Annotated in this window: 15 protein-coding genes; 12 read left to right on the top strand and 3 right to left on the bottom strand. The window is 34.1% G+C overall.

All coding sequences use genetic code 11. The annotated features are described in order from the left end of the window. The first annotated feature begins 45 nt into the window (after nucleotides 1-45). From FF52_RS01690 to FF52_RS01640, 11 genes are all read left to right on the top strand, one after another. Entirely contained in the window at nucleotides 46-1,050 is a 1,005-nt protein-coding gene (locus tag FF52_RS01690) for a DHH family phosphoesterase (RefSeq protein ID WP_008462454.1), read from the top strand. Nucleotides 1,051-1,058: 8 nt separating this feature from the next. After that, complete coding sequence (gldI, locus tag FF52_RS01685) at nucleotides 1,059-1,715, top strand: gliding motility-associated peptidyl-prolyl isomerase GldI (protein ID WP_008462453.1); 657 nt, start codon at nucleotides 1,059-1,061, stop codon at nucleotides 1,713-1,715. Between the two features lie 15 nt (nucleotides 1,716-1,730). Beyond that, entirely contained in the window at nucleotides 1,731-2,807 is a 1,077-nt protein-coding gene (locus FF52_RS01680; RefSeq protein ID WP_008462452.1) for a peptidylprolyl isomerase, read from the top strand. Nucleotides 2,808-2,836: 29 nt separating this feature from the next. Next, nucleotides 2,837-3,961 carry a peptidylprolyl isomerase gene (locus FF52_RS01675; RefSeq protein WP_008462451.1) on the top strand — a complete coding sequence of 375 codons (1,125 nt, stop codon included), beginning with the start codon at nucleotides 2,837-2,839 and terminating at the stop codon, nucleotides 3,959-3,961. 221 nt (nucleotides 3,962-4,182) lie between these two features. Next, nucleotides 4,183-5,082 carry an EamA family transporter gene (locus FF52_RS01670; RefSeq protein ID WP_008462450.1) on the top strand — a complete coding sequence of 300 codons (900 nt, stop codon included), beginning with the start codon at nucleotides 4,183-4,185 and terminating at the stop codon, nucleotides 5,080-5,082. Nucleotides 5,083-5,169: 87 nt separating this feature from the next. Beyond that, nucleotides 5,170-5,526 (top strand): DoxX family membrane protein, encoded by a 357-nt coding sequence (locus tag FF52_RS01665; RefSeq protein WP_008462449.1) that lies wholly within the window; start codon nucleotides 5,170-5,172, stop codon nucleotides 5,524-5,526. Nucleotides 5,527-5,551: 25 nt separating this feature from the next. Then, a complete protein-coding gene (gene aqpZ / locus FF52_RS01660; protein WP_008462448.1) occupies nucleotides 5,552-6,259 on the top strand; it encodes an aquaporin Z in 708 nt (235 codons plus the stop codon). Nucleotides 6,260-6,299: 40 nt separating this feature from the next. Next, a complete protein-coding gene (locus FF52_RS01655; RefSeq protein ID WP_008462447.1) occupies nucleotides 6,300-6,539 on the top strand; it encodes a GlsB/YeaQ/YmgE family stress response membrane protein in 240 nt (79 codons plus the stop codon). A gap of 124 nt (nucleotides 6,540-6,663) precedes the next feature. After that, on the top strand, nucleotides 6,664-7,491 hold the full coding sequence (locus tag FF52_RS01650) for a sterol desaturase family protein (protein WP_008462446.1): 828 nt from the start codon (nucleotides 6,664-6,666) through the stop codon (nucleotides 7,489-7,491). Nucleotides 7,492-7,612: 121 nt separating this feature from the next. Next, the gene (locus tag FF52_RS01645) at nucleotides 7,613-7,891 is read left to right on the top strand and encodes a DUF2805 domain-containing protein (RefSeq protein WP_008462445.1); all 279 of its coding nucleotides are present in this window, start codon (nucleotides 7,613-7,615) and stop codon (nucleotides 7,889-7,891) included. 109 nt (nucleotides 7,892-8,000) lie between these two features. Continuing rightward, a complete protein-coding gene (locus FF52_RS01640) occupies nucleotides 8,001-9,857 on the top strand; it encodes a peptidase M61 (RefSeq protein ID WP_008462444.1) in 1,857 nt (618 codons plus the stop codon). Between the two features lie 150 nt (nucleotides 9,858-10,007). Here FF52_RS01640 and FF52_RS01635 read toward each other — a convergent pair whose 3' ends face one another. From FF52_RS01635 to FF52_RS01625, 3 genes are all read right to left on the bottom strand, one after another. After that, a complete protein-coding gene (locus FF52_RS01635) occupies nucleotides 10,008-10,451 on the bottom strand; it encodes a hypothetical protein (protein WP_008462443.1) in 444 nt (147 codons plus the stop codon). 80 nt (nucleotides 10,452-10,531) lie between these two features. Beyond that, nucleotides 10,532-10,900 (bottom strand): hypothetical protein, encoded by a 369-nt coding sequence (locus tag FF52_RS01630; protein ID WP_008462442.1) that lies wholly within the window; start codon nucleotides 10,898-10,900, stop codon nucleotides 10,532-10,534. Nucleotides 10,901-10,906: 6 nt separating this feature from the next. After that, a complete protein-coding gene (locus FF52_RS01625) occupies nucleotides 10,907-13,249 on the bottom strand; it encodes a GH92 family glycosyl hydrolase (RefSeq protein ID WP_008462441.1) in 2,343 nt (780 codons plus the stop codon). A 140-nt stretch (nucleotides 13,250-13,389) separates the two neighbouring features. Here FF52_RS01625 and FF52_RS01620 point away from each other — a divergent pair, with 140 nt between their 5' ends. Continuing rightward, the gene (locus FF52_RS01620; protein WP_008462440.1) at nucleotides 13,390-14,013 is read left to right on the top strand and encodes a M949_RS01915 family surface polysaccharide biosynthesis protein; all 624 of its coding nucleotides are present in this window, start codon (nucleotides 13,390-13,392) and stop codon (nucleotides 14,011-14,013) included. Nucleotides 14,014-14,022 lie beyond the last annotated feature (9 nt).

Below are 14,022 nucleotides of genomic sequence, written 5' to 3'. Positions count from 1 at the left end.
AAATTATTTTCAGCATTACATTAAAAAAATGTAAATTCGCACACTATGAAAATACAAGATATTCAAGCGATTCAATTATTGCTTGCTGCACCAAAGAAAATCGCAATAATTCCGCACAGAGGGCCAGATGGTGATGCCATGGGTTCTACTCTAGCTTTGTACCATTTTTTACTCAAAAATAATCATCAGCCAACCGTTATTTCTCCAAATGATTTTCCTGATTTTTTAGCTTGGCTTCCAGGTTCAGAAACAGTAAAAATCTATGAAAAAGACACTCAAAACTGTATTAAAATACTAGAAGAAGCCGAGCTTATTTTTACGCTAGATTTTAATGCTTTTCATCGTACAGGCGAAATGGAGCATACTCTAGCAAAACTTACAGCTCCATTTATCATGATCGATCATCATGAAAAACCTCATGATTATGCGGCTTATATGTACTCAGACACTTCTTACGGATCTACTTGTGAGATGGTTTATAATTTCATTGCCTTCTTAAACAAAAAAGAAGATATTGATAAAACCATTGCCACTTGCATCTATACAGGAATTTTGACTGATTCAGGCTCTTTCCGTTTTCCAGGAACCACTGGAAACACGCATAGAATTATTGCCGAATTGATCGATTTAGGAGTCGAAAACACTCAAATTCCGGTTTTACTATACGATAATAGTTCTTTTAGCCGTTTGCAGTTATTGGGCCGAGCACTTCAAAACATGAAAATTTTTGAAGAACATAAAACGTCTTACATGACACTTACACAAGAAGAACTTGATTCGTTTAACTATGTAAAAGGTGACACTGAAGGAATCGTAAATTACGGATTAAGCATTCGCGGAATTGTTTTTACAGCCATATTTATTGAAAACAGAGAAGAAAAAATCATAAAAATTTCTTTCCGTTCTCAAGGCGGATTTGATGTGAACCAATTTGCAAGAGATCATTTTAATGGAGGTGGACATGTCAATGCAGCAGGCGGAAGATCTGAAGCTTCTATGGAAGAAACAGTAAATAAATTTGAAGATTTAGTCAAAAAACTAAAATTATAACCCAAATCATGAATTACCTAAAACTTAGCATTTACACTTTGCTTTTTACTGTTTTCTTAAGCAGCTGCAAGCATCATGAAGAAGCCAGAAGACCTATTTCTAGAGCTTCGGGAACATTCATGAAGAAATCGGCCGACCGAAATAAAAAGTTAGTCGCAAACGAAGAAAGGGTTATTAAAAAAATAATCCAAAACAATCCAAAAGTAAAATATTATGCCACTCCAAAAGGGTACTGGTTTTGCTACGAAGAAAAGAATACAGCAGAAACTGCAGCGCCAAGAAAAGGTGATATTGCTTACTTCAACATGGAAATAAAAGATATAAAAGGCAATAGTATTTACTCTGAATCTGATCTTGGCCCGCAAACCTATTATGTAGACAAACAAGATATTATGATGGGTTTACGCGACGGAATTAAAAGAATGCATAAAAATGAAACGGTTACGTTTTTATTTCCATCGCATATGGCATACGGATATCACGGAGACAACAAAAAAATTGGTCCAAACGAATCTTTAATCGTTACGGTTACGCTTAGAAATTTTGTTCCAGATCCAGCGGCACAAACGGCAAAACCAGCTACACAATCGCCTCAAACCGCAACACCAAAACCTCCAGTTGCAAAACCTGCAGCGCAAGCCAATAAAGACACATTAACTCAATAAACACAATATCTTAAAATGAAAAAGAGTATTTTATTATTACTAATAGCCGTAAGCTCATTTTATTCTTGTAAGGACGATCACAGTAATCTGCCAGATGGTTTATATGCCGATATCGAGACAAACAAAGGTCACATCATTGTGGAACTTGATTACAAAAAAGCGCCTATCACTGTAGCCAACTTTGTGACTTTAGCTGAAGGCAAAAACGAGTTCGTAACACACGAACAGTTGAAAAAGAAACCATTCTTTGATGGTCTAAAATTTCATAGAGTAATCGAAAGTTTCATGATTCAAACTGGTGACCCGTTAGGAACTGGTTCTGGTGATACTGGATATAAATTTAAAGACGAATTCTCAGATTTAAAATTTGACAAAGCAGGAGTTTTGGCAATGGCCAATAACGGACCTGGCACAAACAGCAGCCAATTTTTTATTACTCACGTAGAGACTCCTTGGTTAGATAATTTGCATACTATTTTTGGTCATGTGGTAAGTGCAAAAGATCAGGAAGTGGTCAACAAAGTGGTTCAAGGTGACAATATTGTTTCTGTTACGATCATCAGAAATGGTGAAGCTGCTAAAAAATTTGATGCTGTAAAAGTATTCCATGATTATTTTGCTGACATTGCGAAAGAACAGCAGAAATATGCTGGAGTTCAAAAAGAAAAAGTAGATTCTTATGCTGCTTTAAAAGCAAAAGCAACTAAAACGACGAGCGGTTTAGAATATGTAATTACAGAAAAAGGAAATGGCAAAAAACCTGCTGCAGGAAGTCAAATCTACATTAGCTATGCAGGTTTCCTTGAAAACGGAACTTTGTTTGACACTAGCATTGAAGAAGTGGCAAAACAATTCGGAAAATTTGATCCAGCTAGAGCAGCACAAGGCGGCTACCAGCCAATTCAATTTCAAGCTGGAAAAAAAGACGGTTTAATTCCTGGTTTTATTGAAGGGGTTGAACAATTATCTTTTGGAGACAAAGCAGTTCTTTTCATTCCATCTCACTTAGCTTACGGAGCAACTGGAGCTGGAGGAGTAATTCCGCCAAATGCTAATATTATTTTCGAAATTCAAATTTCAGATAAAAAATAACCGAATTATAGACTTAAAATTAAAAAGCAATGAAATTTAAATTTCTGTTTTTATTTTGCTTAGCAATAGTAAATATTCAGGCTCAAACTAAAAAACCTGCTGCAAAGCCAGCAGCTAAACCTGCAACAGCAGCAACTGCTGCGGCAAATCCAGGCGATGGAATTTTTGCAACAATTTCTACGACAAAAGGAGACATTGTGCTTTCTTTAGAATATGTAAAAGCTCCTGTTACAGTAGCAAACTTCATTACTTTAGCAGAAGGAACAAATCCTAATGTCAAAGCATCTCTTAAAGGAAAACCATTTTATAACGGATTAAAATTTCACAGAGTTATTAACGATTTCATGATTCAAGGTGGTGATCCTGAAGGAAATGGCACTGGAGGTCCAGGATATTCTTTTAAAGATGAATTTGTAGACGATTTAAAATTTGAAAAAGGCGGTGTGCTAGCGATGGCAAATTCTGGTCCTGCAACAAACGGAAGCCAATTTTTCATTACACATAAAGATACACCTTGGCTGAACGGAAAACATACTATTTTTGGACATGTGGTTTCTGGAATGGACGTTGTAAATAAAATTGTTCAGGACGATGTAATGACAAAAATCGTTATTACACGCAAAGGTGCAGCAGCAAAGAAATTTGATGCTTTGAAAGTTTTAAGTGATGATGTTAAAAAAGAAGCCGCTAAAAAAGAAGAAGCAAAAAAAGTAATAACGGCTAAAGCAGCTTATTTTAAAGACTTGAAAGCAAAAGCAACTGCCACTTCAACAGGTTTAAAATATGTAGTAACTCAAAAAGGTACTGGCGTTAAAGGTGCTGAAGGTTCTACAATCTACTTTCACTACGCTGGATATTTTGAAGACGGAAACTTATTTGACAGCAGCATGGCTCAAGTAGCAAAAACATACGGAAAATATGATGCAAACAGAGATGCTCAAGGCGGTTACAAAGCTTTTCCTTTTACAGTTGGTAAAAAAGACGGTATGATTCCTGGTTTTATTGAAGCGCTTGATATGATGACAGACGGAGAAAAAGCGACTTTCTTCTTGCCTTCAAATTTAGCGTATGGAGAAAAAGGCGCTGGCGGTGTAATTCCTCCAAATGCAACTTTGATTTTTGAAATTGAAACATATCAAAATCAGCCTAATTAATTAGAAAAGAGAAGATTTGTTCTTCATAAATATAAAAAGCCATCAGAATTATTTTTGATGGCTTTTCTATTTTCGCCATTTTAGTTTTTTAAAGAATTCTTAATTCAAGACTTTAAAACCCATTTTTGTTGCCATTTAATTACCATTTTCAACATAGTACGATAGAATCCTAAACAAAATAGCTTACCTTTGCCGGCTTAATTTTTTAAAACAGATAATTTATGACGTCGCAAAATAATGTATTAAAAGGTGTTTTTCTTGTTGCTTTGGGAGCAACCACTTACGGAATGTTGGCCACATTTGTAAAAATGGCTTATTCTGAAGGATACACAACTGCAGAAGTCACAACCTCACAATTTATTTACGGAATTCTAGGTATTCTTATAATCAATCTTTTTCAGCGCATTAAAAACAAAAATACAGCCGTAAAAGCATCTCCTAAAAACATTTTCAACTTAATGCTCGCAGGAACTTCATTAGGAATGACAAGTTTATTTTACTATTTGGCTGTCAAATATATTCCTGTTTCTATTGGAATCGTTTTATTAATGCAAACCGTTTGGATGGGAGTTTTACTTGAAATGATTTTAGAAAAGAAATTGCCTTCAAAACAAAAGGTAATTGCTGTATGTATTGTGCTTTTCGGAACTGTTTTAGCAACCAATATTATCAATAATGATATCAAATTAGACTGGAGAGGTTTAGTTTGGGGAATGCTGGCCGCAGCTTCTTTCACTACAACAATGTTTACTGCCAATCGTGTCGCAACCGAAATTTCTTCAGCGCAAAGAAGCCTTTATATGCTTCTAGGCGGTGCTATTATTGTTTTTTCATTCGCTTTTGCAACTCAGGTAACTGCATTCAATCTAGAAATCTTCTTAAAATGGGGAATCGTTTTATCATTGTTTGGCACTATAATTCCGCCGCTTTTAATGACTGCTGGATTTCCTTTAACGGGAATTGGATTAGGAAGTATTGTTTCTGCGCTTGAACTGCCAGTTTCTGTAATGATGGCGTATGTTTTATTAAACGAAAAAGTAATCTTTTCTCAATGGGTTGGAATTGTGTTGATCATTCTAGCCATTATTATTATGAATGTAAATTTCAAACCAAAAAGATAACTCCAAATAAGCATTATTAAAAAAAACAGTTCTGTAATGCAATAATTGTTAATTTTTTTATAATTTCGTGGTAAACAATTAAATATCATGATTTTACCTTGGCATTTATATTTAATGGCTTGCTTATATATTCTTGCTGGGATAAATCATTTTAGAAGTCCTGGAATGTACATAAAAATCATTCCGCCCGCATTTAAAAACCCCAAATTAATAAATATTTTAAGTGGTGCCGCCGAAATCATTTTAGGCATCTTTCTGCTCCTGCCTTTTTCATCACATTTTGCCGCCTGGGGAATTATAATGCTATTAATTGCTGTATTTCCTGCTAATTTGTACATGTTTCAAAATAAAAAAGCAGGTTTTGGTTTACCAAGATGGATTTTATTTGTACGTTTGCCCTTACAAATTGTTTTAATTTATTGGGCTTACCAATATACATTCTAAACATTAACCATTAAATTATTTTATTATGAAAAAATTATTTGCAGAGTTTTTTGGGACTTATTGGCTTGTTTTTGGCGGATGCGGAAGCGCAATTTTTGCTGCTGGAATTCCAGATTTAGGAATCGGATTTGCGGGTGTTGCTTTAGCTTTTGGTTTAACGGTACTTACCATGGCATACGCTGTTGGTCATATTTCTGGCGGTCATTTTAATCCAGCGGTTTCTTTTGGTTTGTGGGCAGGCGGAAGATTTTCTGGTAAAGATCTTATTCCGTACATCATTGCACAATGTGTTGGAGCTGCTGCTGCTGCCGGAACTTTATACACAATAGCTTCTGGAAAGGCTGGTTTTGCAATAGACAACACAAAAGCTGGAGCCTTTGCATCTAATGGTTTTGGAGCTTTTTCTCCTGATGGTTATTCACTACAGTCTGCTTTTATTGCAGAATTTGTACTTACTTTATTCTTCTTATTAGTAATTTTAGGAGCAACCGATAAATTTGCAAACGGCAGATTTGCTGGAATCGCAATTGGTTTGGCTTTGACATTAATACACTTAATCAGTATTCCAATTACAAATACTTCTGTAAATCCTGCAAGATCATTATCTCAAGCTATTTTTGTTGGTGGAGAGCCATTATCTCAGGTTTGGCTGTTTTGGGTCGCCCCTATTCTTGGTGCATTAGCGGCTGGTTTCCTTTATAAAACACTGCTTCAAAATCATGCCGAAGCATAAAAGAGAAAAAGTCTACATATCATCAAAAAAAAAATAAAATATGGAATTTTTATATTTCTTACTTATAGGAGCCATTTCTGGATGGCTAGCCGGTCAAATCTGGAAAGGTTCTGGTTTTGGATTACTTGGCAACATCGTTGTTGGAATCATAGGCGGATTTATCGGAGGATGGATCGCCGGAAAACTTGGTATAGGAGGCGGAGGTCTTCTTTGGCAAATTCTGATTGCCGTAGGTGGTGCTTGGGTTTTATTATTTATAATCAGCCTCATCAAAAAATAATAACCAATTAGTTGGTACATAATTGAAATCAAAAGAGAAAATCTGATATATTTATATTTGATTTTCTCTTTTTTTGGATAAAATCGACAAGAAAATTTTATTTCAACTCAAATATGTATGTATTATGAACGAAATCATTTCTTACTTCAGTACGATTCCATCGTCGCATAGAAGCCTTATTCTGGTTGGTGGCATTACTATTTTCTGGCTTATTGAAAACAGTTTCCCTTTGTTTAAAATGCAATATAAAAAATGGCCTCATGCTGGAATAAATTTCTTTTTTACCTTCACAACCATCGTGGTCAATTTTATTCTTGCGTTTATTTTAATAAAAACCGCGGCTTGGACAATCGAAAATAATTTTGGAATTCTGCAATGGCTTCCGCAAATGCCTATTTGGCTTTATACCATAATTGGGTTATTGCTTTTGGATTTAATTGGGGCTTATTTAGCTCATTTGGTAGAACACAAAGTAAAAATTTTATGGCAGTTTCATTTGGTGCATCATACCGACACTTGGATCGACACTACAACAGCAAATAGACATCATCCGGGAGAAAGCGTAGTCCGTTTTGTTTTTACCACTTTAGGCGTTTTAATTGTTGGAACACCAATGTGGATGGTCTTCCTCTATCAGTCATTATCTGTTATTGCTTCACAATTTAATCACGCCAATATTTCGCTTCCAGAAAAATTAGATGTTTTCTTAAGTTATTTTATCGTTTCTCCAAATATGCATAAAGTCCACCATCATTATGTGCTGCCTTACACGGATAGCAATTATGGAAATATTTTTTCTGTCTGGGACAGACTTTTTGGAACTTTCACCTATTTGCCCAAAGATCAGCTTGTATACGGTGTAGATACTCATATGCTTCCTGAGGAAAATAATGAATTGAAGAATTTGTTAAAAATTCCATTTCAAAAATCAAGATCCTTTAAAAACAGCTAAATTCTCTAAAAAAAGTGCACTTTCCTGAACCAACTTATTATTTTTTTTTTTAATATTGATACAAGAATTGAAAATCAATCTATTAATAATTAACACCCTATTTTGAATTAATTTTCACGAGATGAAAAAGAGTAGCCGCAAAGAATTAACTCCGGAACAAACCGAAAGACTTGTTTCGTTAGCTTTAGAAGAAAGAAATCCATTTGAAATTATAAAAAAAGAATTTGGATTGGCAGAAAAAGAAGTCCTGGACATCATGAAAAAGAAAATGCCTCTTGAAAAATTTGAGATGTGGAAAAAGAAGGCAATTGCGAACAAGCCAAAACCAAAACCAGTTAAAATAGATGATTTTGATGAAGATTTGGACGGAAAATATTATATTAAGAATAAATTAGACTAACATAGAGCTCCTGTTTTTCAGGAGTTTTTTTTATTATTAAATTTATTGTGATTTTTTAGTAACTTTTTAATGCTTTTTGTGACAAATACAATTAACTAAACATATACAAATGAAAAAAATACTTTACACCTTAGCTCTAGCGGTCACTTTTTGGAGCTGTAAAACAGGGAGCACAGGAGCCGCAAAAAGCAATATAGTTGAAGTTAATATCAATTTAACGGATGTTAAAGACGATAAAGTCTTAGTAACAGTCACACCACCAGCCATTAAAACGGATGAAATTGTTTACAGTATCCCGAAAACCGTTCCTGGAACCTATTCAACAGATAATTACGGAAAGTATTCTGAAGATTTCAGAGCATTTGATGCTAAAGGCAATCCTCTTACAGTAAAAAGATTAGACGATAATTCTTGGTCTATTTCAAACGCAAAAACACTAAAAAGAATTACTTATTTAGTAAACGATACTTTCGATACTGAAAAAGGAACTGGATTTGGAAACGATGACGTTTTCTCTCCAGCAGGAACAAATATCGATGCCGGAAAAAATTTCATGGTTAATACGCATGGATTTGTGGGGTATTTTAAAGATAAATTAGATGTTCCGTACAAAGTTACTATCACTCATCCTGAAACACTTTGGGGAGCAACTTCTATGACAGATCAGGATGCAAGCAATACTTCTGATGTGTTCACGACTTCTCGTTATGCAATTTTGGTAGAAAACCCAATTATGTATTCTAAACCTGATTACACTACTTTTAATGTAAACGGAATGGATATCTTAATTGCCGTATACTCGCCTACTGGAAAATATACTGCTGAAAGCATTACTCCAGAAATGAAAACGATGATGACAGCACAGAAAAACTTTTTAGGGAAAGTAAATTCTACTAAAAAATATACTGTGTTATTATACTTGTCAAGCATGGCAAAAGATGATGCTCACGGTTTTGGAGCTTTGGAACATCCAACTGCTACAACTGTAGTGTTGCCAGAATCTATGCCAAAAGAAAAATTGGTAGAATCTATGAAAGATGTGGTTTCTCACGAGTTTTTTCATATTGTAACTCCATTAACTATTCACTCAAAAGAAATTCAGTATTTTGATTACAATGCACCAAAAATGTCTGAACATTTATGGATGTATGAAGGTGTAACAGAATATTTTGCTAATCTTTTCCAAATCAACCAAGGTTTGATTGACGAATCTGAATTCTATACTCGTATTGCCGACAAAATTGCACAATCTAAACAATTAGATGATACAATGTCTTTTACTTTAATGAGTAAAAATGTATTAGAACAGCCTTATAAAGACCAATACTTAAATGTGTACCAAAAAGGAGCTTTAATTGGAATGTGCATCGATATTATCATTAGAGAAAAAAGCAACGGAGAAAGAGGTATTTTGAATTTAATGCATAAATTATCTGATGAATATGGTGTTGAAAAACCGTTCAATGACGATGAATTATTTGCTAAAATCACTTCATTGACTTATCCTGAAGTTGGAGAATTTTTAAACCAATATGTGGCTGGAACTACTCCAATTCCTTACGATTTTTACTTAGCTAAAGTTGGTGTCACAAAAGCAATGGAGAAAAAATCTGGAAATCCGTTTATTAAAGGGCAAACTCCATACATTACAGTTGATAAAGCAACAAAAGAAATTGCTGTTCGCCCAGATTCAGAATCTGTTGATTTCTATAAAAATCTGAATTTAAAAGGTGGCGATAAAATCTTAGCCGTAAACAATAAATCATACAATTTGGATAACATTTATGATTTGGTTACTGAAAGCGAAAACTGGAAAGATAATGACCCAATTACCTTGAAAGTAAAACGTGGCGGAAAAGAAGAAACCATTAAAGGAACTGTAAAACTACCTTTTGAAGAAGCTGAAACTTTTAAAGCGACTGATGCTTCAAAAGAGAAACTTAAAAATGCATGGTTAAAAGGTTAATTTCCTTTTAAAGCATAAAAAAACCGACAAGTGATTGTCGGTTTTTTTTATGCTGTAATTTTCTAGGTTTTGTCAGGCTGAGCGGAGTCGAAGCTCAGCGTGGATTTAACTTGCGATGGCTTCGACTCCGCTCAGCCTGACAAAAAGAGTTTATTTCTTCACAGGAAATTTCCAATCAAACTCATCTTTGTTGTTGATGATCGCTCCAATTTCAAACTTCACCACCTCATCAAATTCTGTTTGAAGGATAAACCAATTGTCTTCGTTGAAGTAATTTTCGAAAGTATCAAAAGTTTCTTGAGTATATTTTGTAATTCCTTTTGCAGCGAAATCTTTCTTTACATCAGCAATTTTTCTTCCGATTAATTTGAATCCGAAAACTTCCAGATCATTGCTTGATGCTACAATATATCCCAATTTAAGATCTTCTTCCTGATAAAAAGTTAATCTCATTTTATGAGCATTGTAAACAAAAATTACGTTATCATCTTCGTCTTTATAGTTTTTATCAGGTTTTCCTAAAGCAGCTGTTACGTCATTCTGCTTCATTCCGAAAAGCAGTTTATCTATTCCTGATTTTAAATTGATCTTCATATTGATTGTCTTTATTTGAAGTGCAAATTTCGTGAAGTTTTTATAAAATTGGATACATTTCTGTTTTTATTAAAAATTAATTATTTAATACGGCCAACTTTTCTAGCAACTGTTATATAATCTTCTGATTCAACAAATTTTATAGCTTCTAAAATTATACGATTCAATGCATCCGTTTCACTTTGAGATATGTTTGTTCCGAATTTAGCAACTTTAATTTCTGAAAGTATTTCCTTTTCTAATGATGATCGTATCTCAACCTCCTTTCTGTTTAGCAAAAGACTCCCGGGAACTAAACTATTTTCAATTTGTCTTTTACTTTTTTCTAAAATGACTTTTTGCACAAAATCAATTTCATAAAAAATTGAATTATCTTTTTTCATTTTTAATGTGACAGTTCCCCCATCCATCCAAACACCAACATTTTCAATTATAATTTCCTTTTCCATTTGAAATTATTTACCAACAAAATTCTTTTTATTCGGTTTACTGCTCATATAAAATGTAATTTTCCCTCCATTCATAACATCTTCATGTTTCAAGAAAGGTCTCGAAAGTTCTTTTCCATTCAAAAGTACTTTTGAAACAAATACATTTTTATCTGATTGATTTATGGTTTCTACTTCAAAAGTTTTTCGGTTTTCTAAATTCAAAACAGCATTTTTCATCAGCGGACTTCCTAATGCATATTCGTCTGAACCTGGAGCAACTGGATAAAATCCTAAACTGCTAAAAATATACCAAGCACTCATTTGTCCGAAATCATCATTTCCTCCTAAACCGTCAGCGCCATTTCGGTACATTTTTTTCAAAATCATTCTAATTTTATCTTGAGCTTTCCACGGAGAATCTGTCCAGTTGTACAAGTACACAACATGATGCGAAGGCTCATTTCCGTGAACATAATTTCCAATGATTCCGTCTCTGGTAATATCTTCTGTATTTTCAAAATATTTGTCTGGAAGATGCATGTTGAATAATGAATCTAAACGAACTTTAAATTTCTCATTTTCTCCCATCAATTGAATCATATCGGCAGGATCTTGCGGAACATACAAACTGTAATTCCAAGAGTTTCCTTCAATAAAACCTTGTCCGTGGGTATCTAATGGATCAAACTCTTTCTTAAATGTTCCGTCGTTTAATTTCGGACGCATAAAACCTGTTTTCTCATCATAAACATTTTTATAATTTTTCGATCTATTGATGAATTCATTATAAATAGCTGTCTTTCCTAATTTCTTCGCAGCTTGCGCAATTGCCCAATCATCATAGGCATATTCTAAAGTTTTAGAAACCGAAGCGCCGTTTTTATCTTCTGGAACATATCCTTTATTCATGTAAAATTCTAAACCATCATAATACGGCACTTTTGCAGTATTAACACAAGCTTGAAGCGCTTTTTCTGCATCAAAACTGATGTTGCCTTTTACAATTGCATCTGCCACAACCGAAACAGAATGATATCCAATCATACACCAATTTTCGTTAGCATAATGTGACCAGATTGGAAGCATTTTATGAACGCTTTGATCTGAATGTGCCAGCATCGAACTTACCATATCTCCGTTTCTTTTTGGCTGCACAATATTAAATAACGGATGTAAAGCACGATACGTATCCCAAAGCGAGTAACTGGTATAATTGGTAAAGTTTTCGGCTTTATGAACATTCATATCCAGACCCTTATAATTTCCGTTTAAATCCATGTATTCCGTTGGACCTAAAAATGCATGATACATTGCAGTATAAAAATTTACCAAATCTTCCTTTTGAATGGTTTCAACCTGAACTTTATTCAATTCTTTGTTCCAAACTTCCTGACTTTGCTTTTTTACTTTTTCGAAATCCCAATCAGGTGTTTCTTTTTTCATGTTTTCAAGTGCTCCGGCAGAACTCACAGGCGACAATGCCATTTTGATTTTGATTTTTTCTCCTTCATTCGTATCAAAATCAAAAAACAATTTTAGGTTTTGTCCTGCCATTTCTGGAAAATTTTTCGTTTGATCAAATCTTCCCCAGAAACCTCTGTAAACGCTTTTTTCTTGAGCCGCTTGTCCGTAACTCTTAATGGGTTTATTGAATGTCATTGCAAAATAAACTGTTCTGGTTCTCGCCCAACCGTTTGTCTGACGGTATCCTGTTATCAGAGTATCGTTTTCTACACGAACAAATGTCCAAACATTCTTTTTATCATAATTATAAATTCCTGAAGTCAAATCGAGAATGATGTGTGCTTCATCAGATTTTGGAAAAGTATACTGATGCATTCCGACACGAGTTGTTGCCGTAAGTTCTGCCTTTATTTTATGATCTTCCAGAAAAACGCTGTAGTAAGCTGGTTCAGCTTTTTCTGTCGAATGCGAAAATGCCGATCTATAACCCGATAATGGTTTTGATGCCACACCTGGATTTAATTGTAGTTTTCCTGTTGTTGGCATAATCAAGAAATCGCCTAAATCTGAATGTCCTGTTCCACTGAAATGGGTATGGCTGAAACCTACAATCGTTTTATCTTCGTACTGATAACCAGCACAGTATTTATAGACTTCGCCGTTATATTTTCCGTTTAAACTATAAGCAATAGTGTCCGTTTCTGGGCTCAATTGTACGCTCCCAAAAGGAACTGTTGCTCCTGGATAAGTATGACCCATTTTGGCTGTTCCAATCATCGGATCAACATACTGAATAAGGTTTCTTTTTTCAGTTACTTTCTTCTGCCCATTTACAGTATTTGAAAAAGCGAACAGTAAAATTGATAGTCCGAAAAAGCAATTTTTAAAGTTAGTTTTGATCATTTTAGATTTTTTATTTTCTGAAATCTTTGTGTTTTCAATTCATGCAGAAAAGTACAACAAAATCTATTTTTAAAAAACATAAATTTAGCAGGACTCAAAAGGTTTAAATATCTTTGGTCTACTAAAAGCCGAATCTAAACATGAAAAAATATATTTTAATTTTACTTTCTTTTTCTTCTTCATTTATTTTTTCTCAAAAAATTGAAAGCCATAGATTAACGAAACAGGAAATTGCGCAACGAGAACTCGAAAATCTAACCGATTTTCCGATCTACAGAGCGTTTGAGTTTAGTGATAAAGGCGGTGTTTATGAATTGGTTTTGGGCGAAAACCAGAAAACCATTTCTAAGAAAGATACTCTAAACACCAAAATACAGGCAATTTGTGTCATAAATGATCATGGCGGTTTTTTGGAAAAATGGAGAATTAACGACTTACTTGAAGATACTCTCCCAAAAGAAAAAAATATTTGGTTCTGGACAAAATATTGCAGCACAAAAGATATTGATGGCGACGGTTATATTGAACCTGTTATTGTTTATGGAACTCGCAACGAAGATGGCTATATAAGACGCGTAAAAATTATTACGGTTTATAAAAACAAAAAATATGTCATTCGCGCAGTTGAATGCGATTTCGATAATTGCAGAAGTTTTGAAAAGGATCAAAGTTGGAATACGCTTCCGCAGAAAATAAAAACGTACATCAATCAATTGACTGAAAAAATGAGAAAAGAACAGAATGTGCTTTTAAAAAACGGGTAGATTTAATTG

Source organism: Flavobacterium sp. F52 (assembly GCF_000278705.1).
GTDB classification, from domain to species: Bacteria; Bacteroidota; Bacteroidia; order Flavobacteriales; family Flavobacteriaceae; genus Flavobacterium; species Flavobacterium anhuiense.
This window is presented reverse-complemented; position numbering and strand designations above follow the sequence as displayed.

Coding starts and splice junctions, on each gene's coding strand:
- FF52_RS01620 (WP_008462440.1), top strand. CDS start 13,390: ATGAAAAAATATATTTTAATTTTACTTTCTTTTTCTTCTTCATTTATT.
- FF52_RS01670 (WP_008462450.1), top strand. CDS start 4,183: ATGACGTCGCAAAATAATGTATTAAAAGGTGTTTTTCTTGTTGCTTTG.
- FF52_RS01675 (WP_008462451.1), top strand. CDS start 2,837: ATGAAATTTAAATTTCTGTTTTTATTTTGCTTAGCAATAGTAAATATT.
- FF52_RS01655 (WP_008462447.1), top strand. CDS start 6,300: ATGGAATTTTTATATTTCTTACTTATAGGAGCCATTTCTGGATGGCTA.
- FF52_RS01630 (WP_008462442.1), bottom strand. CDS start 10,900: ATGGAAAAGGAAATTATAATTGAAAATGTTGGTGTTTGGATGGATGGG.
- FF52_RS01640 (WP_008462444.1), top strand. CDS start 8,001: ATGAAAAAAATACTTTACACCTTAGCTCTAGCGGTCACTTTTTGGAGC.
- FF52_RS01635 (WP_008462443.1), bottom strand. CDS start 10,451: ATGAAGATCAATTTAAAATCAGGAATAGATAAACTGCTTTTCGGAATG.
- gldI (WP_008462453.1), top strand. CDS start 1,059: ATGAATTACCTAAAACTTAGCATTTACACTTTGCTTTTTACTGTTTTC.
- FF52_RS01690 (WP_008462454.1), top strand. CDS start 46: ATGAAAATACAAGATATTCAAGCGATTCAATTATTGCTTGCTGCACCA.
- FF52_RS01650 (WP_008462446.1), top strand. CDS start 6,664: ATGAACGAAATCATTTCTTACTTCAGTACGATTCCATCGTCGCATAGA.
- FF52_RS01665 (WP_008462449.1), top strand. CDS start 5,170: ATGATTTTACCTTGGCATTTATATTTAATGGCTTGCTTATATATTCTT.
- FF52_RS01625 (WP_008462441.1), bottom strand. CDS start 13,249: ATGATCAAAACTAACTTTAAAAATTGCTTTTTCGGACTATCAATTTTA.
- FF52_RS01680 (WP_008462452.1), top strand. CDS start 1,731: ATGAAAAAGAGTATTTTATTATTACTAATAGCCGTAAGCTCATTTTAT.
- aqpZ (WP_008462448.1), top strand. CDS start 5,552: ATGAAAAAATTATTTGCAGAGTTTTTTGGGACTTATTGGCTTGTTTTT.
- FF52_RS01645 (WP_008462445.1), top strand. CDS start 7,613: ATGAAAAAGAGTAGCCGCAAAGAATTAACTCCGGAACAAACCGAAAGA.